Annotated in this window: 26 protein-coding genes; 6 read left to right on the plus strand and 20 right to left on the minus strand. The window is 52.6% G+C overall.

Annotated features, from left to right (window positions below):
• Nucleotides 1–219 precede the first annotated feature (219 nt).
• On the plus strand, nt 220–1,866 hold the full coding sequence (gene mqo / locus VIJ98_RS22310) for a malate dehydrogenase (quinone) (protein WP_323271526.1): 1,647 nt from the start codon (nt 220–222) through the stop codon (nt 1,864–1,866).
• A 117-nt stretch (nt 1,867–1,983) separates the two neighbouring features.
• On the opposite strand, the gene VIJ98_RS22315 is transcribed toward mqo, so the two are convergent.
• The 6 genes from VIJ98_RS22315 to VIJ98_RS22340 all read right to left on the minus strand — a co-directional run bounded on the left by VIJ98_RS22315 (nt 1,984) and on the right by VIJ98_RS22340 (nt 6,703).
• The gene (locus tag VIJ98_RS22315; protein ID WP_323271527.1) at nt 1,984–2,208 is read right to left on the minus strand and encodes a hypothetical protein; all 225 of its coding nucleotides are present in this window, start codon (nt 2,206–2,208) and stop codon (nt 1,984–1,986) included.
• 60 nt (nt 2,209–2,268) lie between these two features.
• Nucleotides 2,269–3,519: an NAD(P)/FAD-dependent oxidoreductase gene (locus VIJ98_RS22320; protein WP_323271528.1), complete on the minus strand. Its 1,251-nt coding sequence runs from the start codon at nt 3,517–3,519 to the stop codon at nt 2,269–2,271.
• A 125-nt stretch (nt 3,520–3,644) separates the two neighbouring features.
• The gene (locus tag VIJ98_RS22325; protein WP_154157049.1) at nt 3,645–4,463 is read right to left on the minus strand and encodes an ABC transporter permease; all 819 of its coding nucleotides are present in this window, start codon (nt 4,461–4,463) and stop codon (nt 3,645–3,647) included.
• A gap of 1 nt (nt 4,464) precedes the next feature.
• Complete coding sequence (locus tag VIJ98_RS22330; RefSeq protein ID WP_061719243.1) at nt 4,465–5,319, minus strand: ABC transporter permease; 855 nt, start codon at nt 5,317–5,319, stop codon at nt 4,465–4,467.
• 63 nt (nt 5,320–5,382) lie between these two features.
• Nucleotides 5,383–6,414 (minus strand): polyamine ABC transporter substrate-binding protein, encoded by a 1,032-nt coding sequence (locus tag VIJ98_RS22335; RefSeq protein ID WP_323271529.1) that lies wholly within the window; start codon nt 6,412–6,414, stop codon nt 5,383–5,385.
• Nucleotides 6,404–6,703 (minus strand): hypothetical protein, encoded by a 300-nt coding sequence (locus VIJ98_RS22340; RefSeq protein WP_258145296.1) that lies wholly within the window; start codon nt 6,701–6,703, stop codon nt 6,404–6,406. Before VIJ98_RS22340 ends, VIJ98_RS22335 begins: the two co-directional genes overlap by 11 nt.
• A gap of 79 nt (nt 6,704–6,782) precedes the next feature.
• On the opposite strand from VIJ98_RS22340, the gene VIJ98_RS22345 reads away from it, so the two are divergent.
• Complete coding sequence (locus VIJ98_RS22345; protein ID WP_008106834.1) at nt 6,783–7,745, plus strand: LysR family transcriptional regulator; 963 nt, start codon at nt 6,783–6,785, stop codon at nt 7,743–7,745.
• A gap of 31 nt (nt 7,746–7,776) precedes the next feature.
• Here VIJ98_RS22345 and VIJ98_RS22350 read toward each other — a convergent pair whose 3' ends face one another.
• The 8 genes from VIJ98_RS22350 to VIJ98_RS22385 form a co-directional block, all read right to left on the minus strand.
• A complete protein-coding gene (locus VIJ98_RS22350) occupies nt 7,777–8,706 on the minus strand; it encodes a glyoxylate/hydroxypyruvate reductase A (protein ID WP_323271530.1) in 930 nt (309 codons plus the stop codon).
• Complete coding sequence (locus VIJ98_RS22355; protein ID WP_154157044.1) at nt 8,703–9,152, minus strand: type II 3-dehydroquinate dehydratase; 450 nt, start codon at nt 9,150–9,152, stop codon at nt 8,703–8,705. Before VIJ98_RS22355 ends, VIJ98_RS22350 begins: the two co-directional genes overlap by 4 nt.
• A 157-nt stretch (nt 9,153–9,309) precedes the next feature.
• Nucleotides 9,310–9,921, minus strand: a complete 612-nt coding sequence (locus VIJ98_RS22360; RefSeq protein WP_323271531.1) for a glutathione S-transferase N-terminal domain-containing protein — start codon at nt 9,919–9,921, stop codon at nt 9,310–9,312.
• Nucleotides 9,918–10,928, minus strand: a complete 1,011-nt coding sequence (locus tag VIJ98_RS22365) for an NAD(P)H-quinone oxidoreductase (protein WP_323271532.1) — start codon at nt 10,926–10,928, stop codon at nt 9,918–9,920. The genes VIJ98_RS22360 and VIJ98_RS22365 overlap by 4 nt, the downstream gene beginning before the upstream one ends.
• 6 nt (nt 10,929–10,934) lie before the next feature.
• A complete protein-coding gene (locus VIJ98_RS22370; protein ID WP_323271533.1) occupies nt 10,935–12,083 on the minus strand; it encodes an ABC transporter ATP-binding protein in 1,149 nt (382 codons plus the stop codon).
• Nucleotides 12,084–12,123: 40 nt separating this feature from the next.
• Entirely contained in the window at nt 12,124–13,269 is a 1,146-nt protein-coding gene (argE, locus tag VIJ98_RS22375; protein WP_323271534.1) for an acetylornithine deacetylase, read from the minus strand.
• Between the two features lie 8 nt (nt 13,270–13,277).
• The gene (locus VIJ98_RS22380; protein WP_323271535.1) at nt 13,278–13,952 is read right to left on the minus strand and encodes a DUF1028 domain-containing protein; all 675 of its coding nucleotides are present in this window, start codon (nt 13,950–13,952) and stop codon (nt 13,278–13,280) included.
• Between the two features lie 13 nt (nt 13,953–13,965).
• Nucleotides 13,966–14,391, minus strand: a complete 426-nt coding sequence (locus VIJ98_RS22385; RefSeq protein WP_323271536.1) for a RidA family protein — start codon at nt 14,389–14,391, stop codon at nt 13,966–13,968.
• 230 nt (nt 14,392–14,621) lie between these two features.
• Between VIJ98_RS22385 and VIJ98_RS22390 the strand changes: the two genes are divergently transcribed.
• Together VIJ98_RS22390 and VIJ98_RS22395 are read left to right on the plus strand one after the other, a co-directional pair.
• On the plus strand, nt 14,622–15,011 hold the full coding sequence (locus VIJ98_RS22390; RefSeq protein ID WP_154191163.1) for a thioesterase family protein: 390 nt from the start codon (nt 14,622–14,624) through the stop codon (nt 15,009–15,011).
• Between the two features lie 155 nt (nt 15,012–15,166).
• On the plus strand, nt 15,167–15,886 hold the full coding sequence (locus tag VIJ98_RS22395; RefSeq protein WP_008106853.1) for a dienelactone hydrolase family protein: 720 nt from the start codon (nt 15,167–15,169) through the stop codon (nt 15,884–15,886).
• A gap of 39 nt (nt 15,887–15,925) precedes the next feature.
• Here VIJ98_RS22395 and VIJ98_RS22400 read toward each other — a convergent pair whose 3' ends face one another.
• The 3 genes from VIJ98_RS22400 to VIJ98_RS22410 are packed head-to-tail and all read right to left on the minus strand — an operon-like array spanning nt 15,926 to nt 19,952.
• Nucleotides 15,926–17,413, minus strand: a complete 1,488-nt coding sequence (locus VIJ98_RS22400; protein ID WP_258145308.1) for a SulP family inorganic anion transporter — start codon at nt 17,411–17,413, stop codon at nt 15,926–15,928.
• Nucleotides 17,410–18,045 (minus strand): carbonic anhydrase, encoded by a 636-nt coding sequence (locus VIJ98_RS22405; RefSeq protein WP_154157036.1) that lies wholly within the window; start codon nt 18,043–18,045, stop codon nt 17,410–17,412. Before VIJ98_RS22405 ends, VIJ98_RS22400 begins: the two co-directional genes overlap by 4 nt.
• Nucleotides 18,045–19,952 carry a heavy metal translocating P-type ATPase gene (locus VIJ98_RS22410; RefSeq protein WP_323271537.1) on the minus strand — a complete coding sequence of 636 codons (1,908 nt, stop codon included), beginning with the start codon at nt 19,950–19,952 and terminating at the stop codon, nt 18,045–18,047. The genes VIJ98_RS22405 and VIJ98_RS22410 overlap by 1 nt, the downstream gene beginning before the upstream one ends.
• Before the next feature lie 297 nt (nt 19,953–20,249).
• On the opposite strand from VIJ98_RS22410, the gene VIJ98_RS22415 reads away from it, so the two are divergent.
• Complete coding sequence (locus VIJ98_RS22415; protein WP_154157034.1) at nt 20,250–20,567, plus strand: DUF1471 domain-containing protein; 318 nt, start codon at nt 20,250–20,252, stop codon at nt 20,565–20,567.
• Between the two features lie 12 nt (nt 20,568–20,579).
• Nucleotides 20,580–20,861 (plus strand): double zinc ribbon domain-containing protein, encoded by a 282-nt coding sequence (locus tag VIJ98_RS22420; protein ID WP_407330314.1) that lies wholly within the window; start codon nt 20,580–20,582, stop codon nt 20,859–20,861.
• Between the two features lie 114 nt (nt 20,862–20,975).
• Here VIJ98_RS22420 and VIJ98_RS22425 read toward each other — a convergent pair whose 3' ends face one another.
• The 3 genes from VIJ98_RS22425 to VIJ98_RS22435 all read right to left on the minus strand — a co-directional run bounded on the left by VIJ98_RS22425 (nt 20,976) and on the right by VIJ98_RS22435 (nt 25,145).
• Nucleotides 20,976–22,337 (minus strand): GntP family transporter, encoded by a 1,362-nt coding sequence (locus VIJ98_RS22425; protein WP_323271538.1) that lies wholly within the window; start codon nt 22,335–22,337, stop codon nt 20,976–20,978.
• A 514-nt stretch (nt 22,338–22,851) separates the two neighbouring features.
• The gene (locus VIJ98_RS22430) at nt 22,852–23,922 is read right to left on the minus strand and encodes an acyltransferase (RefSeq protein ID WP_323271539.1); all 1,071 of its coding nucleotides are present in this window, start codon (nt 23,920–23,922) and stop codon (nt 22,852–22,854) included.
• Between the two features lie 203 nt (nt 23,923–24,125).
• On the minus strand, nt 24,126–25,145 hold the full coding sequence (locus VIJ98_RS22435) for a LacI family DNA-binding transcriptional regulator (RefSeq protein ID WP_323271540.1): 1,020 nt from the start codon (nt 25,143–25,145) through the stop codon (nt 24,126–24,128).
• Between the last annotated feature and the right edge of the window lie 12 nt (nt 25,146–25,157).

A 25,157-nucleotide genomic window follows, 5' to 3' on the forward strand; every position in this document is an offset into this window, starting at 1 on the left:
GCGTCTCCCGATATAAAGAATAACCGCGCTGCTTAAGCGGTTTATCCCCGATTAATTCCCCCTTCTGCTTATATTTCACGCTATTTTCTTTTTTGTAAGTTAATTAATTAACACCAATACTTTATTAACTAAAAACAAGTTAATCATTTCGTAACAATCTCTTAATGTGCAAACCGAATTTTTAACGTTCACCTGCATTGCATAATAAGTAGGACTGGAATGACTCACACCAAAAAGATCGTGTCTGCCCTATCGCTGGCAGCGCTGCTTGTCTCTTCAGCGGTACGCGCTGATGACGCACCAGAAAAAACTGACGTGCTGCTGATTGGCGGCGGCATCATGAGTGCCTCGCTCGGCACCTGGCTGCAAGAGCTGCAACCGGGCTGGAAACAGCTGATGGTTGAGAAGCTGGACGGCGTCGCGCTGGAATCGTCCAACGGCTGGAACAACGCCGGTACCGGTCACTCTGCTAACATGGAGCTGAACTACACGCCTGAGCGTGCAGACGGTTCAATCGACGTTAGCAAAGCGCTGGAAATCAACGAATCCTTCATGATTTCTCGTCAGTTCTGGACGTCGCAAGTGCAGCGCGGTGTGTTGCACGATCCGCACTCCTTCATTAACTCTACGCCGCACATGAGCTTCGTTTGGGGCGACAAAAACGTCGAGTACCTGACCAAGCGTTACGATGCGCTGCAGAAAACCACCCTGTTCCAGGGCATGAAGTTCTCCACCGATCATCAGCAGATCCAGCAATGGGCACCGCTGGTGATGGAAGGTCGTGACCCGAACCAGAAGGTCGCGGCAACCTGGACACCGGTCGGCACCGATGTTAACTACGGTGAAATTACCCGTCAGTTGATCGGTAGCCTGAAAAAAGATCAGAACTTCAAGCTGGAAACCTCATCTGAAGTCACTGATTTCAAGCGTAACGGCGACAATTCCTGGCACGTCACCATCAAAGATGTGAAGAGCGGCGATAAGCGTTCGGTTGATGCGAAATACGTGTTCATCGGTGCTGGCGGCGGCGCGATTAAGCTGCTGCAGAAAACCGGCATTCCGGAAGCAGACAACTACGGCGGCTTCCCGGTTGGTGGCTCGTTCCTGATGACCGAGAACCCAGAGATCGCTAACCGTCACCTGGAAAAAGTGTACGGTCAGGCTTCTGTGGGTGCACCACCGATGTCGGTTCCACACATCGATTCACGTACCCTTGATGGTAAGAAAGTGGTGCTGTTTGGGCCGTTCGCGACCTTCTCTACCAAGTACCTGAAAAATGGTTCGCTGTTTGACCTGCTGAGCGCGACCACCACCAGCAACATCATGCCGATGACGCATGTGGGCATCGACAACTTCGATCTGGTCAAATACCTGATTGGTCAGGTGATGCTGAATGACGACGACCGCTTTGCTGCGCTGAAAGAGTACTATCCGAACGCGCGTAAAGAAGACTGGAAACTGATTCAGGCTGGTCAACGCGTACAGATCATCAAGAAAGATGCCGAAAAAGGTGGCTTGCTGAAACTGGGTACCGAAATCGTGACCGATCAGCAGAAAACCCTGGCTGCCCTGCTGGGCGCATCTCCGGGTGCATCTACTGCTGCGCCAATCACACTCGACGTGATGAAGAAGCTTTTCCCAGAGCAGTTCGCATCGCCAGAGTGGCAGCAGAAGATCCGCGCAATCGTGCCAAGCTTCGGCCAGAAGCTGAACGGCAACACCGCGCTGACCCAGCAAGTTTGGGACAACACTGCAGCGACGCTGCTGTTGACCAAGCCGCCGGTTATCAACATGGATGATCAAGCTGTTGCACCGACGCAGGCTAAGCCGCGTGCGGAATCAGGCAAACAGGATATGGCGCTGTAATCCTCGCCAGAAGTGAACCAAGCCGGACAATGTCCGGCTTTTTTATTGTCTTTTGTAGGGGCAATAATCGTCAGTAAAGCGTCTTTCGGTCACCATAAATGGCGACCCTACAAAGGATTAGCGCATTTTTGTAGGGTCGCCATTCATGGCGACCGACTCACAAACGAAGAATATCTGCGTCAATCGACCCCACATTCGTTTTGCCACCAAAGCGCTGCAGTTGGCGGCTTTGGCGCGATAGCTGCTTTCCGTCCATGAACCTGCATCGACATAGTCATAAAACATTTTCGGCACGCGTTTACGGGCTAAATGGCGTAATTCTTCGATGCAGGTGATGGTCATAGAGGATATTCCAATAATATTTGGAAGAGGTCGCCATGAATGGCGACCCTACAAATATTTTTACGACTTTTTATAATCGGTGTAGGCGTTTTGTAATGCCACATGATCGGCAATATATTTGGCATCGTGCCATACGCCGTAAATAAACGATGATGCGCGATTCACCAGATTAGGCAAGCCAAGGAAGTAAATACCACGTTCGGCTGAAATACCGCGCTTATGGAACGGTACACCATTGTCATCAAAGGCATTCACTTTCAGCCAGCTGAAATCAAATTTAAAACCGGTGGCCCAGATAATGCTGGTGATGCCTGCAGCCTGCAGATCCAATTCTGATAATGGATTAATTAAACATTCTGGATCTGGCAGTAATTCCCATGCTTGCGGTTCGGGCGGTAAATCCAGGCCATTACGTTCAATATAGGAGTCAGCATCACGCAGCACGTCGAAATAGGCTTTATCGCCCTCGGCAATATTCTCCACTAAACCATCGGCAAAGCTTAATACGCCGTTATCCCAGCTTTTGGTGATACCAACCAGCGTAATGCCCATATGCGCCAGACGACGAAAATCGACCGTTTTGCCCCCTTCATAACCACTCACAGCAAAAGCAACGTGCTGTTTCTTCGGCTTGATTTTGACTTCATCCCACAAGCCCAGCGCGCCCAACCACCAGCAATAATCACGGTCGCGATACGAACGTGGTGGACGGTAATGTTCGCCGATGGAGAGTGTCACTTCACGGCCAGAATTACGCAGCTCTTCCGCAATTTGTGAACCTGACGCGCCTGCGCCCACCACCAACACGCCGCCCTGCGGCAGCTGCTGCGGATTTTTATACGCCGATGAGTGAATTTGATGCAGTGCAGCGCTTTCCGGCACGATCTGCGGGAAAGCGGGTTTCTGGAAGGGACCGGTTGCCGCCACCACATTGTCAGCTTCAAATTCACCGACCGATGTCAGCACTTTAAAACCGCTACGTTCCGGCAGGCGCTCAACCGAATACACTTCCACGCCGGTTCGCACCGGCGCATCGAGCATTTTCACGTAGTCTTCAAAATATTGCGCCATGCGCTCTTTCGGAGGAAACGCTTCCTGGGAAATATTATCGAATTTCATTGAAGGAAAACGATCGTGCCAGGCTGGGCCATTAGCAACCAATGAATCCCAACGCTCTGAACGCCAACGCTCAGCAATACGGCTACGCTCGAATACCACATGTGGCACGCCCATTAATGACAGATGTTCACTCATCGCAATACCTGCCTGACCCGCTCCGACCACCACGGTATTAATTTTTTCTACTGACATGTGAGATCCCTAAAGATGATCGACCCCGATCTTTTCATGGAAAAGAGTAATCAGGTGCCGTATGAATGATATTCAGGTTAATAAATGCTGCGCCATTAAATAAGCACAGCATTCGTGTTAATACATTAATGCCCTGCTTCGACGTTCAATATTTTCCCTAAACCTAAAAACTTATTCGCGATAATTAACATCGTCGCCGTCACCGCAATATAAATAACCGACAGTGCAGCCAGCGTTGGGTCGGCAAACTCCCGCACATAGTTGTACATCGCCACCGGCAAGGTCTGAGTCGCTTGCGTGGTAATAAACAGCGAAGCGGTAAATTCGTTGAAGGAAAGAATGGCAGCAAATAACCAACCGCCAAACAAGCCCGGCAAAATCAGCGGTACGGTAATGGTCCACACCACGCGCAGCGGCGAAGCACCGAGGCTTGCGGCAGCCAATTCAATACGCTGTTCGAGGTTTTTCAGCGACACATACACGCTGCGCAGCACAAACGGCAGCACCAGCACGATGTGGCAGAAGATCACCAGCGGATAACCGCGTCCAATGCCCAGTTGAGAGACCAGCATCAGTAAGCCGAGACCAATGGTGAAATGCGGAATAAACAGCGGCGACAGCAGCACGCCTTCCAGTACCTGTTTGCACGGGAAACTGTAACGCTCAATGGCGATCGCCAGCGTGGCGCCGATAATCACCGCCAGCGTTGACGCCCACGCTGTCACAATCAATCCGGAATAGAAGCCGTGGCGGAAGTCATCGTAATTCACCGCACGTTCAAACCAGCGCAGCGACCAGCCTTTCGGTGGGAAGAACAACACTGAGGTGCTGCTGAATGAAGAGATGAACACCACAATGGTTGGCAGTAATACGAACAACAAAATCGCGATAACCAGCGCGCGTCCCGCCAGTGTGATCAATTTATCGTTGAGGGATCGGGTCATATCAGTGCTCTCCCATCGCATGGATAAAGCGGCTCATACGTTTCAGCGCCATCAGCAGCAAAATGGTCAGAATCAAACCGGCAATGCTGAGCGCGGCGGCAAACGGAAAATTCATCGAAGAGAAGCCCAGCTGATACACCATGGTTGCCACGGTGCTGACGCGTCCACCGCCAATCAGCTGCGGCGTTGCGAAGGCGCTGAACGTCCAGGCAAACGCCGTGGTGAGGCTGGAAACGATACCAGGAATCGACAGCGGAATCGTCACCGTCAACAAGGTCCGAATCGGCCCCGCGCCCAGGCTGGTGGCGGCTTTTTCATAATCGGGATTGATGTGCGACAGCGCAGTCGCCAGCATCATCACCATGATTGGCATGGTCACATGCACCAGCGCGACCACCACGCCGGTTTGGGTAAACATAAACTGGATCGGCTTGTTAATCAGACCCATTGCCAGCAGCAAGCTATTGAGGAAGCCGCTATTGCCCAGCACGATAATCCACGAATAAGTGCGTACCACTTCACCAAGAAACAGCGGCGTAATGGCGATAATCAGAATGGTGGATTTGATCCAGGTGGTGCGCGTTCTCACCAGCGCATACGCCAGCGGATAACTCATCAGCAGGCCAAAAATCGCGGTTTTCGCGCTGAGCATCACCGTGTTGATAAAAGCATCGGCATAGATTTTCTTGAACAGGCCGTTAAAGTTCGCCAGCGTGAATCCACCCACATCGAGCGATCCGGGAATATAGGCCCGCACGCTAAACTGCATCACGGCAAACATGGCTACCACCAGCCCAAGCGCCGTGAATGTAGCGGGGATAATGAACCAGGGTAAGAATGTCGGTTTTCTCGTCATAGACGTTGCTGCCTGAATAAAATGGTGCGACGAACCGGGCGGCGATAAGGCCGCCCCTATTTATTAATGTGACATGATGTTTTCAGAGAACCACTGACGCCACTCGGCGGTTTTTTCCGCGCGCAGTAGTGGATCGGTGTTGATGGTGGCATTCCACTGTTCTGGCGTAGTCAACATGCCAGGCAGCTTCGCCAGTTCCGGATCGATATGCGCATTGGTCACCGTTGGGCTGCCGCGATAGATCTTCGCCACTTCCTGTTGGATTTCCGGTTTCAGCGCGATATTCATGAACTTGTAGGCCAGTTCAGCGTGTTTGGTGCCTTTGTTGATACCGACGGTATCGACGCCCAAAATCGCGCCCTCTTTGGGAATGGCCAGCTTAATGTTGACGCCTTCTGCAATCATGCTGTAGGCGTTCATCGACAGCATCACCTGCACCGGCGTTTCACCCGTGGAGATCAGCTGTTGGCTGTTGGCATCATCGGTATAGAAGGATTTGATGTTCGGGATCAACGTTTTCAGCTTGGCCTGACCTTGTTCCCAGTGCGCTGCATCAGTGCCAGAGAGTTTGGCGGAGACCGCGATGATATGGCTCGGATCCCAGTCTGGCAGTGCAATCGAGCTTTTCAGTTCTGGACGCCACAGATCGTTCCAGCTGGTGAATTCTTCGCCCTTCGGCACTAAATCTGGACGATAGCCGATGGTGTAAACGTAGCCCCACACGCCAAGGTGATACGGGCTGACTTTGGCCTGCTGCACCAGATTCACCGCGTTAGGGATTTTGCTCATGTCGAGCTTTTCAAACAGGCCGCTATTGGCATACAGATAACCGACATGCGCGGTAGTAAAGGTGACGTCGGTTTCCGGCGAGCCGCCCGCCAGGTTGGCTTTGTTTAAGCGATCGATGGTGCCGCCGGTGACGAACTGCACTTCTACACCGGTTTCTTTGGTGAACTCTTTGGCGATGGTTTGATCAATCAGATCTTTAAAGCTGCCGCCCCAGGTGCTGACAATCAGCTTATCTGCGGCCATCGCATTCCCTGCGCTCAATACACACGTGGTCAACAACGTTAAGGCACCAATCTTACGCAACATATTCTTGTCCCCAATGAATGAAATGGCTGTTGTAGCTGCTTTGCACCACCGTCTGGTCCATCGCGTCGCAATGCACTAAAACAGTGCGAAGGCGGCTCTCGGGTGTTGAAGCGATAATGCCGTTGCGGTGAGATTGGGTAAAACAGCATTTCCCTCGCTGTTGCATCAGGATTTCTGAGGCTAAAAAAGCGGCCTGCTTAGCAAGGATTTTCTTAAGCAGTGGTGAGGCAGAAGCGAATGGGCGCTGGCGCATGGACAGGTGATTATGCTGTGAGTCGGAATTTGGCATGAGAAATGCTTGAGCTAAATCGACACTATTAGAATGACTGACGCGACATGAGCGTGTCAGCGATCTCAGGAGAACCTGCATGCTCAGTCGCATCACCCAGCGTCAGCTGGAATATTTTGTCGCTTCCGGTGAAGCGGGCAGCATTATTGGCGCCTCGGAGCGTATTCACGTCTCCTCACCGTCGATTTCCGCAGCCATCACCCATATTGAGTCTGAGCTTGGCGTGCAGCTGTTTGTGCGCCACCACGCCCAGGGCGTTTCACTCACCGCCATCGGCCATCAGGTATTAAAAGAGGCCAAACTGATCCTCGAACAGATGTCGAATCTCTACACCATCGCATCGGAATCGATGAACAACGTACGCGGCCCGCTGCGCGTCGGTTGCCTCGATACGCTGGCGCCGATGTTGACGCCGGAACTGGTGTTTGGCTTTGGCCGCGCCTTTCCCGGCGTGCGCATCTCGCTGGTGGAAGGCAATCATGAGTTGCTATTAAAACAGCTGCGCTCAGCCGATATCGATATCGCCCTCACCTATGATTTAGTGCCCGCCAGCGACGTCACTTTCCAGTCGCTGGCGCAACTGCCGCCTTACGTGATGGTGGGCGAGCATCATCCGTTCGCCACACAATCAGCGGTATCGATTCAGGATCTGGCTGAAGTGCCGATGGTGCTGCTGGATATGCCGTGGAGCCGGGAATATTTTCTTGGGCTGTTCAGCGAAGCCGGTGTCACACCGAATGTGGTGATGCGATCCAGCAGTATGGAAACGGTACGCGCGATGGTGGCGAACGGTGTCGGTTTTGGTATCGCTAACGTGCGACCCAAAGCGCACTTGTCGCAGGATGGTAAACGCCTGATTCGCGTGCGGCTGGCGGGCGTTAACAAGGCGATGCAGTTGGGTTATGCCACCATGGCGCACGTACAACAATCCATGGTGGTGAGCGCGTTTGCCGAGCGTTGCCGCATGTTTATTTCCGACCAATATATTCCCGGCATGGCGGCACCGAGTTATTTCGATCCACAAGTGGTGCGGGTGGCGTGATGCGGGTGGTCGCCATAATGGCGACCAGTCGTTAATAACCCTGCTGCGGGAATACCTGATTTAAAACAGGTTCGCCGCGCGCGGCGCGCTGGATATTATCGGCGACCTGTGGTGCGGCGCTGGCGGGAATGGCGACCGACGCCAGATGCGGCGTAATCAATACATTATCCATCGCCCACAATGCATCTTCCGGCGGCAACGGTTCGCGGTCGAATACATCCAGGGTGGCTTGACCAATATCCCCACGCTGCAATGCCTGTGTTAACGCCACCTGATCGACAATCGCCCCACGCGACACATTGATAAACGCGCTGCCGTGCGGTAAGCGGGCCAGACGTTCAGCACTCAGCAATCCCTGGGTTTGCTGCGTGAGTGGCAGCATCACCACCAAAATGTCGCTGTTTGCGAGGAAATCATCCAGCACGTCTATTCCGCTGCTACAGGTTATGCCTTCAATGGTTTTCTGCGATCGCGACCAGCCACGCACATCCAAGCCCTGACGCGCCAGCTCCTGCGCGGCGTGCGCGCCCAGTTCACCCAATCCCAGCACGCCAACACGCACGGTTTCCGGCGAACGAGGATGCAGGTAATGCCAGCGCCGTTCACGTTGTGCCCGCTCAAACGCCGGAATGTCGCGCACATAACGCAGCACGGCAAACAGCACGAAGCCGGCCATCATGCGCGCCATGTGCGGGTCAGACAAACGAACAATCGGGATATCCGGCAAATCATCGCGTCCGACCAGCGAATCAACGCCCGCCCCCAGATTCACCAGCAGCTTCAGGTTGCGGTACGCAGCGAAAAAGCCGTGCGGCGGTTTCCACACCAACGCGAAATGCACCTCGTCGACGTTTTGCACCTCTTCCGCGCGACAGATATTCACGCCCGGGAGATGCGGCGCGAGCAACGCTGACCACTGTTCAAAGCTGTCGAACTCGCTGTAAAACACCAAAGTACTCATGCCGCATGCGCCTTGATCAACTCGACCACCGCATCAATCGCCAGTTCGTAACCGATCACGCCCAAGCCGGCGATCACGCCGGTGGCAGCTTTCGATACCATTGAATGATGGCGAAACGGCTCGCGCTTCCAGATGTTGCTCATGTGCGCTTCGATGATCGGGCCATCAAACATCAGCAACGCATCGAGAATCGGCACCGAACTGTAAGTTAAACCGGCGGCGTTGATGATCAATCCGGCGGCCTGCTGACGCGCTTCCTGAATCCAATCAACCAACACGCCTTCGTGATTGCTCTGGCGAAATTGCAGCGTGATGTTGTGCGATGCCGCCCGGCGCTGGCAGCGTTCACCGATGCTGGCAAAGCTTTCAGTGCCGTAGGTGCCGCTTTTGTCCATGCCGTACAGGTTGGCGTTTGGGCCGTTAAGGAAATAGATTTGCTGATTCATGTGAGTTCCTGAGTCGCTATGCGGTGGTCACCATAAATGGCGACCCTACAAATGTTCTGTGCGATTTTCTGGTCACCATAAATGGCGACCCTACGAATAACTCGCACTGTTACCGTAGGGTCGCCATTTATGGTGACCGAATTACGATTAAGGGCAATCAATGCGGGCGCGTGCCGGCCATCGCTGGATGGGCATCGAACACGGCAAACCAGGCAGCGGTTTGCGGATGATCTGCACGCCAGTTAAGGACTTCGAAGCGGAAATCGAGATAACCCAGCGCGCACCCAATGGCGATCAAACCCAGGTCATTCGGCTGCGAGCTAAAACTGGCGACCTGACGTTCGATTTCCCGCAACGCGGCGCTGACTTTCGTCAGTTGTCCGTCTGCCCAGCCTTGCCACTGCTTTTCCACCGGCCGCGCACTGAATTCATAACGCGCCAGCAAGGCGGCATCGATCAATCCATCGCCCAACGCCTGGCGCGACAAACTCAACCAACGCGCGTCGCCGTGCGATGGCAACAAATCGCCCTGCGCGCGAGCAATCAGGTATTCGCAAATCACGCGGCTGTCGTACAGACATAACCCTTCTTCGGTGCGCAGCGCCGGCACTTTGGCTAACGGATTAACGATGGCAATGCGCTCATCACGTTCAATCGGATGCGCCGCTGAATCTAACAGCTCAATCTCATTCGTCAGCCCAAGACAATGTGCGATGACCATCACTTTGCGCACATAGGCGGACGTAGTGGCGTAAAACAGTTGCATCATGCCAGCGCTCCCGGCTGATCCACGCTGAGCAGCACTTTGCCAATGTTGGCATTGGCTTCGAGGATGCGATGCGCGTCCGCCGCCTGCGCCAGCGGCAAAACTTGATGCAGCGTGGGGACGATTTTTCCTGCAGCGATGAGCGGCAGCAGATGTTTGCGGATGCACTCAGCCAGGCGCGCCTTTTCAGCAGCGCTTTTGGGACGCAGCGTGGAAGAGGTCAAACTCAACCCTTTACGCATCACCAACTGCAGATCGAGTTCGATCTTCGCGCCCTGCATAAATGACAAACTTACATGACGTCCACCCTGCGCTAACACGCTTAGATTACGCGCTACGTAATCACCGCCGACGTTATCCAGCACCACATCCACGCCACGACCTGCGGTTTCCGCTGCAATCACCGCGACAAAATCCTCTCTATGACGATCAATGGCGCGCCAGACGCCAAGCTGTTGCAGTGCCGCAATCTTGTCGCCACCGCCTGCGGTGGCAATCACCCGCGCACCACAGGCTTGTGCGCATTGGATGGCAAAAGTGCCAACGCCGCTGGCGGCACCGTGAATCAGCACGGTTTCGCCGGGTGCTAAGCGCCCCAGCTCAAACAGGTTGTGCCACACGGTAAACGCCGCTTCGGGCACGCCTGCTGCATGCACCAACGGCAGATTACCGGGCAGCGGCAAACACAACTCAGCGCGCGCCACGCAATATTCGGCATAACCGCCACCGTTAAGCAGCGCCATCACCGCGCCACCGATGGCGAAGCCAATAACGTCGGCACCCAACGCCACCACTTCACCTGCCACTTCCAGACCTAACACATCTGAGCAGCCCGGCGGGATGGGCATGCCGTTGCGCTGCATAATATCCGGACGATTAACGCCCGCGCTGGCGACGCGAATCAGCACTTCACCCGCAGCGGGCTGCGGCACGGCACGTTCCACAACCGTTAAAACCTCTGCGCCGCCCGGTTGGCTGGCTATTACCGCTTTCATCATTTCAGGCAACATCAGATCTTATCCCTGCTTAGCGGTGGTAAAGGCGCAAACGCCTTCATCATCAAAGGTGATGCCCACCACGCTACCAACCGGCCAGCGCGTCAGGGAATCGAGACCGGACTGGCGCGCAAACAGCGATGCGCTGCCGAGCGACGGCACATCAAGATGCACATCCACGTGATCGCCCTGAAACACATGGGTGATCACCGTGGCGCTCAGGAAGGAATGTGGCGACAGCGGCCCCAACTGAATGTTTTCCGGACGCACATACACATCCAGACGCTCGCCAACATTCGCCTGCACACGTTCTGCTGGCAGACGCAGCGCGTTGCCCCCCAGCTCAAGCACCGCCGCGTGATCGCGACCGGCATAACGTCCCGGAAGAATATTGACGTCGCCGACAAAGCCCGCCACAAAGGGATCGCGCGGCTGGCGATAGATCTCATCCGGCGTACCGATTTGGCGCACATGTCCCGCCGACATCACCACCACACGATCGCTCATGCTCAGCGCTTCGCCCTGATCGTGAGTGACAAACACCGTGGTGACGCCCAATTTGCGCTGGATCGCTTTCAGTTCGACCTGCATCGATAAACGCAGATTTTTATCCAGTGCGGAAAACGGCTCATCCAGCAGCAACACTTTGGGCCGGATCACCAGCGCACGCGCCAGCGCCACACGCTGCTGTTGTCCGCCGGAGAGTTCACGTGGTTTGCGATGGCCGTAACCCGCCAATTTGACCAAGGCTAATGCTTGCTCAACGCGCTCGGCGATTTCGGCCTTTGGCACGCCGCGCATACGCAGGCCGTAACCGACGTTTTTCTCCACCGTCATATGCGGGAACAGCGCGTAGTTTTGGAATACGATGCCGATTTCACGCTGATAAGGTGGAATCTCGGTCACCAGCTCGCCATCAATAAAAATCTCGCCCCCATCAGCTTCCGCAAAACCGGCCATCAGGTTTAGCAGCGTGGTTTTGCCGCAGCCCGACGGACCGAGCAGCGTAATAAATTCCCCTTCTTCAATGGTCAGGGAAATTTTGTGCAGCGCGATAGCGTCGCCAAATTTTTTCAGCACGCCATCTAACTGCACGGCGACGTTACTGGCTTTCACTGCCAGATGCGGCATGTCGGGCTGCGGGAATCGGGTAACTTCTGCACTGACCATGAACTCTCCAAAACTGTTTTGCGTGACAATGTCACAGAAATTATTGACTCATCCATGCGGCTAAGCGTTGCAACATGGCGTCACAGGCTTCCAACTGCGCGATGCTGATGAATTCGTCCGGTTTATGACCTTGCGCCATGCTGCCTGGCCCGCAAATTACGCTGGGAATACCGGCTTGATGGAACAATCCGCCTTCGGTGCCAAATGCCACGGTGCTGAAGTCGCTGGATTGGGTTAAATAGGCGATCAGTCGCGCGGCCTCACTTTGGGCATCGGTCAATAATCCTGGATAGCCGCTAATCGGATAAAAACGGATCGCGCTGTCCGCTGCGATGGCTTGCATGCGCGGCAACAGTTCTGCTTGTGCGAACGCATCCAGCTCAGCGGCGATGGCTTGCGCATCATCCTGTGGCAAGGTACGCACTTCAAAATCAAAGGCGCATTCGCCGGGCACAATGTTCAATGCGCGGCCGCCGCTGATGATGCCGGTTTGTACGGTGGTAAACGGCGGATCAAAACGAGAATCCCGATGTTGTGCCATCCGCTCGCCAATCGCCGTTAATTGCTGAATCAATCTCGCGGCATATTCGATGGCATTAACGCCCTGCGGCGCATAGGCCGAATGGCAAGCCGCACCCTTTACTTCACAGCGCATGCCCAATTTGCCCTTATGACCCAGCACTGGTTGCAGTTCGGTAGGTTCACCAATCAGGCAGATAGCCGGTTTTTCCGCACGCTGCGCCAGCGCATCCAGCAAGGTGCGCACGCCAAGGCAGCCGACTTCTTCGTCGTAGGAGATCGCCAAATGCAACGGCTGTGTCAGCGGTTGCGCCAGAAAGTGGGGCACTGCCGCCAGCATGCAGGCGATGTAGCCTTTCATATCGGCGGTGCCGCGCCCGTATAACTTGCCGTCACGTTCGGTGAGAGCAAACGGCGGCACGCTCCAGTTTTGTCCATCCACTGGCACCACATCGCTATGGCCGGAGAGCATCACACCGCCATCGCCAGCGGGTCCAAGACGCGCATACAAATTGGCTTTACTGCGTTCCGCGTTGTGGATTAGCTCACTTCTCACACCCAAATCGCTCAGGTAACGCCAGACGAAATCGATCAATGCCAGGTTAGATTCACGGCTGGTGGTGTCAAACGCCACCAGCTTTTCAAGCAGTTGTCGGCTGGTAAACATAGGAACTCCTACTCGTCGCCCGGCACGCCGTAACTGGGTGCCTGCGTTGGATCGATGGCGCGCGTCACGTAATCGTTCATTTGTGGCTGATAGGCCAGCCACAGCTGGTCGAGTTCGCTAATCGGATCGCCGTCCGTCCAGTCAACACGCAGATCAACAATCGGCCATACCTGATCATCAACGATCGACAATGCTGAGGAGTGCACCGGCCCCGCTTCGCCGCCGGCCTGCATGCCCGCTTGCATCGCCGCAATTAAGCGCTCGGCTAAATGCCCGGAATGCTGCTCGAAGGCGCTAACCATCGCCGGAATCACCGCAGGGTTAGCCAGCAGATTGCCCGCCGCAACACAATGATGACCGGTTTGCGCGTTATTGATTCCCAAGGTTTTATCACCGCTAAAGCAGGCCGTTTGGCCATTCGCAGCTAACACCGTAACCTGGCGATAATGGTGATAATCATCGCTGGCTAAACCGGCTTTGAGCGCGGCTTCTGCGCTGTCGCCTTGTTGCAGGCGATCAAGAATGCGCGGACCTAACGCCGGTAAAGTGATGTTTTGGGTTGATACTGCACCCACCGCTGAGCGTAGCCATGGGCAACGTGCGCCCACCGCAATGCTGGATGAGCTAATGGCAATGCCGATTTGACCGGTTTCTTCGCAGCGTCCCACAATGGATAACGTCATCGTCGCCTGCCTCTTATTCCGCTTGCCAATCGTCTGGAATAACCGCGATCACATCGATTTCCATCAACCATTGCGGCTGACCTAAAGCGGAAATCACCAAGCCGGTGGAGATGGGAAACACGCCTTTCAACCATTTGCCGACCACCTGATACACCGGCTCGCGATAACGTGGGTCAATGATGTAAGTAGTGGTTTTGACGATGTGCGACAAGTCGCTGCCCGCCTCTTCCAGTAGCTGTTTAACGTTCTTCATCGCCTGCTCAGCTTGCGCGGCGGGATCGCCTAAACCCACCAGATTGCCCGCAAAGTCGGTGCCAATCTGCCCACGGACATACACGGTGTTGCCCGCGCGCACCGCCTGACAGAGATCGTTATCCAGCGCTTGATTGGGATAGGTTTCTTTGGTGTTGAATTTACGGATGCGAGTATGTGTGGTCATGCTTGCCTGCTATGCGAAAAGGATTTGCGCAAGGTATACCTTCCAATGCATGGCAGCGAAAACAGCATTAACCGAGGTGTTGCTTTAGAAAATCCGAAGGAGCTCACGGAGATGATTTTTAGCATTAAATTGTGACCATCATCACCAGTCGCCTAACCGACGTTTACCAGACGCGCGTTCTGAGGTATACCACCCTCCTTCTTCACCTAACTCTCAGATAAGGATAACAAATGTTTACAAAGCAGTATGAGGTTGATGAAAAACATATCGATTTTCAGGGCGTGGTCGATGGCCTCTATTATCCGTTTTATATGGAGTGGACGCGCCATGCTTACATGCGTGAAGCCCTGGGTATCGATATGGAAGAAGAGTTTAAGCAGGGCAAAATTTACATGGTGCTGGAGTATTCCCTGCGCTTTCGTAAGAGCCTGGTGAAAGGTGACAAGGTTGAAGTGACCTGCGTGCTGGCGAAGAATGAGAAACGCAATCGCGTCAATTTTGTGCAGCAGATTCTGGTCAACGGCGTGGTGTATGCCGATGCGACTTTTGTTGCCACCTGCCTGCAGAATGGACGCCCTTCCATGCCTGATGCGGTGATGAATGCGTTAGCGGATGCGTGATGCGGTTTTGCTCTTGGTCGCCATGAATGGCGACCCTACGAAGACCAATGCGCGAAACAAACATTTTATGCGGTCGCCTGGACAGCCAGTTGCATAATTATCCATTCTCTGTAACTTCTTCAATTTCCTCAATTGATAACCAACGAGTTGAATAAATGAGCAACATCACGGCTTCTTCCCTTTCTTACCAGGTTGGCAACGACACGTTCGAAGGATATTTAGTTTTCGCTGCAGATCATCAGGCACCGCAGCCGGGCATTTTAGTGGCGCCAAACTGGATGGGTGCCACTGAGGATGCAGTTGCGCAGGCCAAGACCATCGCCGCCAACGGTTATGTGGTGCTGGTAGCTGACTTGTACGGCCAGGGCCAACGCCCAACATCTGGCGATGAAGCTGGCGCGATGATGATGGCGGTGAAAGATAAGCCGGCCGAAGTGGAACGTATGCAGGCAGCGCTGGCGGCATTGCGCACGCAAACTCTGGCAGCAGTTGATGCCACAAAAGTCGCGGCGATCGGTTTCTGCTTCGGTGGACATTGCGCACTTGAGTTAGCGCGCAGCGGTGCGGATATTAAAGCCGCCGTCTCTTTCCATGGCACGCTGGATACCACCGGCAGTTACGCGGGCAACACCATTAGTGCATCGCTGCTGGTGCTGGATGGCGCTGCGGATCCGCTGGTGCCGCGCGAGCAGTTGGCGGCATTCGCCAATGAGATGAACAGCAAGGGTGTGGATTGGCAGTTGGCGAGTTTTGCCGGTGCGGTGCACTCCTTCACTGATCCGAAAGCAAATAATGAAGGCGTCGCGCAATATCATCCTGAAGTGACGCAGCGTGCATTCAAGCGCATGTATCAGTTGCTGGACGAAGTGTTTTAAACAGTATGGGTCGCCTTTGATGGCGACCCGTAAATAGAATCACTGCATCATAGTTGGCAAAAACAGCGTGAGCTTGCGTTGCTTTGCCTGCGATGCAAATGCTTGTATCGCCTCGCGGAGATCGGGTGCCAGCGTAATGCCATCAGCCACCTCAATATAAACGGTACTTTCATTGGGGATACTGTCTAATAAGCGGCAGAGTTCGGGTTTACTGATGAAGGTAATGTTCTGGTGAATACGCAGTAAATGAATGCTGCCGTGCTGTGTGAGCGTTAAAGTATTTTTCTCGGCTTTCATGACGCTAATTAATAGCTGGCACAATACGCCAAGACCAATACCTTGCAGCAGGCCTATTCCGACAATTCCAGTCACCGTAACCATAAAGGGAATGAACAGCGTCTTACCTTGCCGCCATTCTCTGATGAACAATGACGGAGAGGCGAGTTTAAAACCGGTGAAAATTAGAATGGCTGAAAGGCTGGCAAAGGGGATCGTATTCAATATCGGGCCCAGTAACAGCGCGCTCAATGCCAGGAGCAGACCGTGAAAGATCGCCGAAAAACGCGTGCGAGCGCCGGCATACACATTCGCAGAACTACGCACAATAACCGCCGTTAGCGGCAGACCTCCCAATAAGCCGCTCACCATATTACCTGCGCCCTGCGCAACCAGTTCACGATCGGAGTGCGGTGCGCGCTTGAGGGGATCAATACGTGACGTCGCCTCAAGGCTAAGTAGGGTTTCCAGACTTGCCAGCAGAGCAAGACTGAAAGCAATCTGATAGAGCGAAGGCTGTGATAATGCCGACCAATCGGGCGCTGAGAGTGGCCATGCTTCATCCCATGACCAGTCAGGCAGCTGCACCCGCTGCGATAATGGTAACTGCCAACCTTCTGAAGTGGATAATAAAAATTGCGCCACTATTCCCCACAATACAACGACCAGTGGTGCTGGCAGCGCAGACCATCGGCTTTGCTTAAATCGTGGCATCTCCATCAGGACAAGCAACACCAAACTCACCGCCATAATCAGCACCGATCCGCCGGTGATGTCATGGAAAAAATGCAGCGAAATCTCACTGCCTGCTGGTCTGTCTGGTACATAACCAAACGCGACAGGTATCTGCTGAACGATAAGTAAAATGCCAATGCCCGCCAGCAAACCACGAATCACGGTTCCGGGGATTAAGCCGGCCAACCGGCCTAAACGAAATAGCCCCGCCGCAATCTGCAATGCTCCCGCCAGAATCAGCGCAACTAACATGGCTGATATGCTGCCGAGTGTTGCAATGCTCGTCACCACTAGCGCTATCATTCCTGCTGCTGGCCCACTGACGGAGAGCGGAGAAGGACTGATGGCTGTAATCAATAAACCGCCAATAATTCCACTGAGCAGCCCTGCCAAAGGTGGCATGCCACTTGCCTGAGCCACACCCAAACATAATGGTAACGCAACCAAAAACACCACCACGCCAGCAAATACATCCTGTTTCACCGTCGCTAAATGAGAAAAAAGAGGCGTCTTCATAACGTGACCTCACCGTTCTCATCCGATAAAACGTCCAGAATCCCTGTTTTTAAATCATAAATGCAGCCAAAAATCTCCAGCGGGCGCTGCCGTTTTGCCGATTGAAACAGTGAAGTTTGCTGCAAATGTACAATCTGCTGACGCACGTTAGCTTCTACAAAGAATCGTTTGAGGTGATCTTTGGATAACTGCCTCCACTCCGGATGCTGTTTGATCTGCTGGCGCAAGGCCTGGCTGAGAGGGAACATCTGTCGGGTGAGTGGCGTATCCTTTTTTTCTTCGCCCGGTACCACTGCCATCAAACCGGCAAAATCAACACCGCCACAGTGGGTATGGCCGCAAATGATCACGGTATCGACTCGCAACGTATTCAGAGCATATTCAATGCCGCTCATAATGCTGTCGTCCTCTGCCAGCACCTGATTCGCGACATTACGCATCACAAATAATTCACCCGGCGATGCCTGAACCAAAGTATCTACTGGTACCCGGCTATCAGCACAGCCAATCCACAGGCAACGTGGCGCTTGCCCCGCCTCATGACGGGAAAAGTATTCGGCGTCGTGACGACTGACGCGCGCCGCGTGGATGCGGTTACGCGCCAGCAGGAGTTCTAATGTGGCGTTAGGCATTAGCTATTCTCCTTTAGGATCATTTGTGGCGGCGTTTTCTCAGTGCGTAATAATCTGAGCGCATTAAACGTTACCACCACCGTGGCGCCCGAATCGGCCAGAATAGCCACCCAAAGCCCGGTCACACCGAGCATGCTGGTCAGGAGAAAAATGATTTTTAAGCCAATTGAGAGCGTCACATTCTGACCAATGATGGTTCGGGTGCGGCGGGCTAAATGCAGAAGCTCAGGTAATCCAGCAAGGCGATCATGCGTTAGCGCGACGTCGGCGGTTTCGAGGGCGACGTCGGTTCCGCCACTCATCGCAATGCCAATATCTGCCGCCCGCAATGCAGGCGCATCGTTGATACCGTCACCAACCATGGCCGTTGGCGCTACGATTTGTTGCAGATAGACCGCTTCCACTTTGTGCCTGGGTAATAAACCAGCCTGATATTTCATCCCAAGTGGTCCGGCGATAGCCGCAGCCGCTCGTGGGTTATCACCTGTCAGCATCAGGCTCTCAACATTCATAGCGGTTAAAGCCTGAATGGTTTTTTTGGCATCTACACGCAACGTATCCTGCAGTGCAATAATGCCCAGCGGCACATTCTCTAATGCGACCACCACCACCGTTAATCCGGCGTCCTGCAAACGCTCAATTTCACCCTGCAAGATGCTATCTGGTGCGAATGGCGGCGCAAACGGAGGTGCCATGACGTTGACGTCCCGACCATCAATATCGCCTTTTACCCCCTGACCAGATAACGCCTGGCGATTGCCAGCAATCGGATAATCATTAAAGCGCTTTCTGGCTTGACGGATAATGGCTTGCGCCAGCGGATGGGATGATCCTTCCTCTACACCCGCGGCGAGGCTTAACACCCGATCTTCATCATCGGGTTTATCAGTGATAATGCAAACCACTGTTGGACGCCCTTCTGTCAACGTGCCTGTTTTGTCCATGGCGATAACTTTTATCTCGGCCAACTTCTCTAATGCGGCTCCCCCTTTAATCAGAATCCCGCGACGGGCTGCCGCAGCCAAACCGGAGGTAATTGCGGCAGGCACTGAGATCACCAGCGCACAGGGACAGCCGATTAACATCACCGCCAATCCCCGGTAGAGCCACATATCCCAGGGTTGGTCGTAGAAAAAGGGAGGAATAATCATCACCATCATGGAAAGCAGAGCAATGATCGGCGTGTAGGTGCGGCTGAACACATCAATGAATCGTTCTGTCGGTGATTTATGCGCATCGGCTTCATCAATCAATTTCAGAATGCGATCAATGGCGTTACAGCCTTGTTCAGAGGCGACGATGAACCGACAAACACGATCAACGATCACGCTACCGGCATAAATCTGTTGTCCTTTTGCGTATTCCACCGGAAGAGATTCTCCCGTCAATGCACTCTCATCGAATGCGGCCATGCTGTCCTGCAAAATGGCATCAGCCGGTAACCTACCGCCGGGCGCAATTTCAATTTCATCACCTGGCTTCAATTGACTAACGGGTACCGCCCTCAAGATTCCATCATCCAAAAGCATGACGGTTTCCGGCATTATGGCCATCAGAGAAGAAACCCCCGCTCGAGCTCGCTGCGTAGCGTAATGCTCAAGACTTTCACCGATATGAAACAGCCAAAGCACCACCGCCGCTTCGTATACGGCATTGATCATCAATGCCCCCAGCGATGCGAAACTCATTAAGGTTTCCATGCTGAAAATATTGCCTTCAAGAGATTTCCTCCATGCTTTGCGGGCAACTGGCCACAGCGCAAAGAGTACGAAAAATATAAAGAGCAGTTGTGAAAATCTGATTGAGAGAATCTGCATCGACCAGGAAATCATCAGCAGAATTGAAAAGCCAGCAATAGGTTTAAATAAATCATTTAAACCAGATCTAAATATCATGTTCTTTTTCACCTTCAGCTCCAAATTAGCGACACATGTCGAGAGTGAAGATAAACAACAGATCATTCCAATCGCTCAATGTGAATTACAAATAATTACATGAAGGTTTTATTACAACAAAGATAACGACATGAATTAAATAAACAAAGACCCCATCACTAAACGAAATATAAATTGTTTTACGCGATAAAATAAATGCAATTACTAAATTCATGTAAATAACTACGTTTGCATGTTGCCCGACTGGGTATATTTAATGCAAAACTAAAAGCGGAAGCCTGAATACCAGGCGTAAATGGAGAGTGTAATATGAAAAAAATGATGCTTGCTGTCGCGATGTTTTCTACCACATTGATTTTACCTGTAATTTCTCAAGCGCAGGATAATTTTCCGGTTGAAATTTCTTACAAGGAAACAAAGGGGGGAAACTGGGAGCATATTGGTGACATCTCCTTTACCAACCAAAGAAGAACATCTGAAGAAGTGCTTGAGTCAATCAGAATTGAAGCGCAAAAACGTGGCGCCGTTGGGTATCATGTAACTCGCCTTCAAATGATGAACAATGGTTTCTGGAGTGCGAATGCAGCCATTTATTCGCCGAGAAATAATATGGCGAAAAATAATTAGGGAAGATGTGTAATGGGATTATTCAAATCACTCTTTGCGGGCATTGCAAGTGGGTACCATGGCGGACATGGACATCATCATCACAAGGGTAGTGATTCCAGCAGATATTCACCCTCTGCTAATGAATCTCTGACGATACCTTGCCTACATTGCCAATACCTCTGCAATAAAGACGATCGTTTTTGTGGACAGTGTGGTGGCGAGACCAATGCCATCTGCCCCAACTGCAATAATGTGATTTCACCGGTGGCGACATTCTGCAATAGGTGCGGATTGCAGAAGCGCAAAGGTTAACTGATATTCATTGAGCTATAAGATAAAAAGACCAGCGAGCAAGAGTCTGGTCTTTTTATTTATTAAGGGTGAGATAAGCGTAATGGGCAGGATGAGCCATCCTGCCCATTACTATCAAATAAACGTCCAAATCAGCCAGGTCAGCGCAAAACCACTTAATCCCATGATCGTGGTCAGTACCGTCCAGGTTTTCAAGCCATCTGCAACCGACAAGCCGAGATAGCGCGTGACCACCCAAAAGCCGGAATCATTGACATGCGACAAGCCCAGCGCACCGAAGCATGCTGCCAGCGCGACCAATACCAGCTGCATGTCACCCAGCCCGGCGGCAGCGGTGCTTAACAAGCCGCAGGTGGTGACGATGGCAACGGTGGCGGAACCTTGTGAGGCGCGCAGCGCTAATGAAAGGATAAATGCGGCTGGGATGAGCGGCAGATTAATGGTTTGCAGCGAACCCGCCAGCGCTTTACCGACGCCAGATTCAACCAGCACGCGGCCAAATGCACCACCCGCGCCGGATACCAAAATGACGCCAGCCGCAGTGGAAATGGCGTTATTCGATAAGCTTTCCAGTTTGTCTTTCGTCCAGCCACGGCGAATACCCAGCAACCATGCGGCTAACGCCACAGTCACCAGCAAAGCAATACCTGGCGAGCCGAGCAAGGTTAAGATGTTCAGTAATAAACTGTCTGGGGTTAAGTATGGCGGGAGCAGCGTGCCCAAGGTAATCAGGAAAATAGGCAGAACGATCAAGCCGGAGATCACCCACGCGCCCGGCACATTTTGTTTTTCCTCGCTGGATGACGTCTTCTCGCTGCTTTCAGTTAATTGCAGCTGCTCCAGCACCTGAACTGACAACGCGTAATTTTTGCGATTAATCGCTTTGGCCGCGAAGTAGCCAACCACACCGACGGGAATTGAAAGCGCAATGCCCAGCAGCATCAACCAACCCAAATCCGCATTCAGTAGCGCAGCGGCGGCCGCTGGGCCTGGATGGGTTGGCACGGTGACATGGACCATCAACATCATGCCGGCCATCGGTAAACCGAACTTCAGCGTTGATACCCGCAGCACCTTGGTGAAACCGTAAATCAGCGGTACCACAATGATAAAGCCAACATCAAAGAACACCGGTAGGCCAAGGATAAAGGCCACCGTGGTCAATGCCGCCACCATGCGCTGTGGTCCGCACAGCTTCGCGAAGTGATTGGCCAGCGCATCCGCACCGCCTGATGCTTCAATAATCGCTCCGAGTATCGCGCCCAGAACAATAATCAGCGCGATGTTACCGAGCAAACCGCCCATGCCGCCGAGAATCACCTTCATGATCTCGCCGGTAGGAATTTCGGTGGTTATCGCCACAAATAAGCTGGAAACCAGCAGAGCAATAAAGGGATGAACTTTTGCTTTTATCACCAGAAGTAACAGCAAAATCACGCTTGCCAGCGCGATGGTTAACAACAACGTTGTGGACATCAGTAAGACCTCTAATTATTTTTTTCAGCAGGTAAAAATGGTGTTGGCGCAATGTGAAGCTAAAAAACGACTCATCCCAACGGGATATGAACCGTACGGTGGGTTACTTTTTAAAAATCAATGACCCAAACCGCTTACCACCGTATTGATGTGTAGCACTCGCAACCCTCCTTGTTAAATTACGTTAATATTTGTTTGCTAGTGTGAATCCTGACAGCTTTGTTGTTAAATAAACGTGTCAGGCTTCACAAAACCCACCGCAAAGCGCTTGAAATAACAATTCTTCACATTACCTTTCATATCTCTACAAACCGGCTTAGCCGCACGGGCAACGCCTAAGCCGAAGGGGTGAGTTTGTATTTGCACGATGGCGATGGTGAAGGTTCATAAGCGTGTGAAAATATGTTAAAGCGCAGGTGGGTTATGAAGAGTGTTGATAGTGGAGCGTGAGAAGTGATAGAAAAATCCCCGGCGATAATCACGCCAGGGATGGGGGAGAAGGATATGTTGTGTACTAAGCGCCCGCGCCAGATTGCGGTGCCGCGGGGATGCGTTTGCCCTTCAGCATATTTCTCAGTGCCGGTTCGGCATATTTGGTGATCAGGAAAGCGATATAGTACAGCACGCTGGCCACCACGATAGGCATCAGCAGCATGACAACTTCACTTTTGATATAGACGTTAAGTTTAATCAGCGTGGCAATCATCAGGTTTTCGTGAATCAGATAAAATGCGTAACTGGCAAATCCAACAGCCGTCAGGAAGCGTATCGACAGCCAGCGCTCCATCTGCTTCGAGTAGAAACTGGCGACAAAGAACAACATCACCATCAGCAATGGAATCACAGTTATCGCGCCGGCATTTTTGACGAAATAGCTGAAGTTAATCAGCATCGCCACAGCGACAATCGCATAATGGAACAGTTTATCGCGGCCGTGCATACGTTCATAAACCAGGCAACCCACCATAAACCAGGAATAGTGAATAAAACCAAACTTAGAAATAATATCGATAAGAAGCGGATGGCCGAGCGATTTTAATATCGACGAAGCAGATAACAGCAGCATTGGCACCAGCAAAGCAGGCAAACAATATTTCCGGCCCAGGGTAAAGTAGACGGCGCCAATAATCAGATAGAAAACCGCTTCGACATACAGCGACCAGAACGATCCCGCCATCGATTTAAATTCAATGCCGGTTAATTGCGTCAGGGTTTCCGGGTTGGTAAATATCAAGCCGGGCAGCAGATTCCTGAAGTAAGGCGTCATCGCTGACCATTCAGGAAAGAAACCGCCTACCGCAAACAGCAGCATGCTGGCAATAAACATCGCGGGAAACAGGCGCAACCAGCGCTTTTCCAGGAAACTGATATAGCTGTTGGATTTATCCAGCGTCATAAAAATGACAAATCCCGAGATCATGAAAAACAGTTCTACGCCGAGCCATCCAAAGCTAAAAAGTGGGATATGTTGTGTTTGTGCGACATAAGGCATTAATTCCGGCCATCGCGCGTAAGCGTGGTAACCGATAACTAACAGGATCGCCAGGCCGCGCATACCATCAAGGTGCGTTATACGTGCGTGCATAATTCCCTCAGGAAAGATGACTGGAAGAGTAAAGTCAAATTAACACTGACACAGTTTTACAATCAATCAGGCTAATTCTGATTAAAGCAGAATAAAATAAGAGTCTCTTTAAAAAAACAAAGCCACTCATTAATGGAGAAATAAATAGATTCCCATCAAATATCAGTGACTAAATTAATGGAATCAGAAACTCAAATTTTCCATTACAGATTGTGATGCGGTCCCGGCCCGACAGATTCACGCACAATTAATTCACCGGCAAAGGTTTTGTCATTGCGCATTTCGCCGCCATCCAGCATGGAAATCAGGCGTTCAATGGTTTCCTGAATCATCTCGGTGACCGGCATTTTCACGCTGGATAATGCTGGAATAGTGAACGGTGCCAACGGGATATCGTCGAACCCGATCACCGCCACTTGAGCAGGCACTGCAATCTGCGCTGCCGCCAGCGCTTTTAACGCACCTACCGCCATATCATCGTTGCTGGCCACCAGCGCAGTGAACGTTCTGCCCTGCTTTAGCAACTGTTCCACTGCTGTCATGCCGTTTTGCGCCTGCCATTTTCCTTCGACCACCAGCGCATCATTCATTGGAATGCCATGTTTGGTCAGCGCTGCCTGGTAGCCCGCCAAACGTTCGCGCCCGGTCGGCGAATCCAGCGAACCAGTGATAAAGGCGATATCGCGATGGCCCAGCGCAATCAGCTGTTCCACTGCAGCGCTGCTGCTACGTTGTTGATCAGAGTAAATGCAATAACTGTCGTGCTGACGCAGACGGCGGTTAATTACCAAAATCGGATGTTTGTGCTGCGCGATGATGCTGTCCATTTCATCGGTGGTGAGGAAACGCGGATAGATAATCACGCCATCGCAACGCAAATCGAGCAGGAATTGAATGGCCGCGCGCTCCTCTTCGGCGCTGTGTTTGCCATCCACCAGCAACAGCTGACGTCCCTGCTGTTCCATCAGGCGCGCGGAGTGCTGCATCAACTCGGTGAAGTAGCTGCCGGTATACAAGGTGTTGGTGATCACCAGCCCAATCGTCTGGCTGGATTTGGTCGCCAGGTTGCGCGCCAGCAAGTTAGGGCGGAAATCGGTGGCAGCAATCGCCTGATACACCTTTTCGCGTTTTTCCTGACTGACATAACCATTGCCAGACAACACGCGCGAAACGGTTGCTTTTGATACGCCTGCTACTTTTGCCACCTCAATTATGGTCGCCATGTTTCACTCTTT

The sequence above is a fragment of the Pantoea sp. S18 genome (assembly GCF_045689705.1).
Classification (GTDB): Bacteria; Pseudomonadota; Gammaproteobacteria; order Enterobacterales; family Enterobacteriaceae; genus Pantoea; species Pantoea symbiotica.

Bases quoted from the DNA above. Each gene is read 5' to 3' on its own strand.
- VIJ98_RS22425 (WP_323271538.1), bottom strand. From the start codon at position 22,337: ATGTCCACAACGTTGTTGTTAACCATCGCGCTGGCAAGCGTGATTTTG.
- VIJ98_RS22390 (WP_154191163.1), top strand. From the start codon at position 14,622: ATGTTTACAAAGCAGTATGAGGTTGATGAAAAACATATCGATTTTCAG.
- VIJ98_RS22395 (WP_008106853.1), top strand. From the start codon at position 15,167: ATGAGCAACATCACGGCTTCTTCCCTTTCTTACCAGGTTGGCAACGAC.
- VIJ98_RS22320 (WP_323271528.1), bottom strand. From the start codon at position 3,519: ATGTCAGTAGAAAAAATTAATACCGTGGTGGTCGGAGCGGGTCAGGCA.
- VIJ98_RS22360 (WP_323271531.1), bottom strand. From the start codon at position 9,921: ATGATGCAACTGTTTTACGCCACTACGTCCGCCTATGTGCGCAAAGTG.
- VIJ98_RS22315 (WP_323271527.1), bottom strand. From the start codon at position 2,208: ATGACCATCACCTGCATCGAAGAATTACGCCATTTAGCCCGTAAACGC.
- mqo (WP_323271526.1), top strand. From the start codon at position 220: ATGACTCACACCAAAAAGATCGTGTCTGCCCTATCGCTGGCAGCGCTG.
- VIJ98_RS22405 (WP_154157036.1), bottom strand. From the start codon at position 18,045: ATGCCTAACGCCACATTAGAACTCCTGCTGGCGCGTAACCGCATCCAC.
- VIJ98_RS22370 (WP_323271533.1), bottom strand. From the start codon at position 12,083: ATGGTCAGTGCAGAAGTTACCCGATTCCCGCAGCCCGACATGCCGCAT.
- VIJ98_RS22330 (WP_061719243.1), bottom strand. From the start codon at position 5,319: ATGACGAGAAAACCGACATTCTTACCCTGGTTCATTATCCCCGCTACA.
- argE (WP_323271534.1), bottom strand. From the start codon at position 13,269: ATGTTTACCAGCCGACAACTGCTTGAAAAGCTGGTGGCGTTTGACACC.
- VIJ98_RS22350 (WP_323271530.1), bottom strand. From the start codon at position 8,706: ATGAGTACTTTGGTGTTTTACAGCGAGTTCGACAGCTTTGAACAGTGG.
- VIJ98_RS22415 (WP_154157034.1), top strand. From the start codon at position 20,250: ATGAAAAAAATGATGCTTGCTGTCGCGATGTTTTCTACCACATTGATT.
- VIJ98_RS22340 (WP_258145296.1), bottom strand. From the start codon at position 6,703: ATGCCAAATTCCGACTCACAGCATAATCACCTGTCCATGCGCCAGCGC.
- VIJ98_RS22435 (WP_323271540.1), bottom strand. From the start codon at position 25,145: ATGGCGACCATAATTGAGGTGGCAAAAGTAGCAGGCGTATCAAAAGCA.
- VIJ98_RS22355 (WP_154157044.1), bottom strand. From the start codon at position 9,152: ATGAATCAGCAAATCTATTTCCTTAACGGCCCAAACGCCAACCTGTAC.
- VIJ98_RS22400 (WP_258145308.1), bottom strand. From the start codon at position 17,413: ATGAAGACGCCTCTTTTTTCTCATTTAGCGACGGTGAAACAGGATGTA.
- VIJ98_RS22420 (WP_407330314.1), top strand. From the start codon at position 20,580: ATGGGATTATTCAAATCACTCTTTGCGGGCATTGCAAGTGGGTACCAT.
- VIJ98_RS22430 (WP_323271539.1), bottom strand. From the start codon at position 23,922: ATGCACGCACGTATAACGCACCTTGATGGTATGCGCGGCCTGGCGATC.
- VIJ98_RS22335 (WP_323271529.1), bottom strand. From the start codon at position 6,414: ATGTTGCGTAAGATTGGTGCCTTAACGTTGTTGACCACGTGTGTATTG.
- VIJ98_RS22325 (WP_154157049.1), bottom strand. From the start codon at position 4,463: ATGACCCGATCCCTCAACGATAAATTGATCACACTGGCGGGACGCGCG.
- VIJ98_RS22380 (WP_323271535.1), bottom strand. From the start codon at position 13,952: ATGACGTTATCCATTGTGGGACGCTGCGAAGAAACCGGTCAAATCGGC.
- VIJ98_RS22365 (WP_323271532.1), bottom strand. From the start codon at position 10,928: ATGTTGCCTGAAATGATGAAAGCGGTAATAGCCAGCCAACCGGGCGGC.
- VIJ98_RS22385 (WP_323271536.1), bottom strand. From the start codon at position 14,391: ATGACCACACATACTCGCATCCGTAAATTCAACACCAAAGAAACCTAT.
- VIJ98_RS22345 (WP_008106834.1), top strand. From the start codon at position 6,783: ATGCTCAGTCGCATCACCCAGCGTCAGCTGGAATATTTTGTCGCTTCC.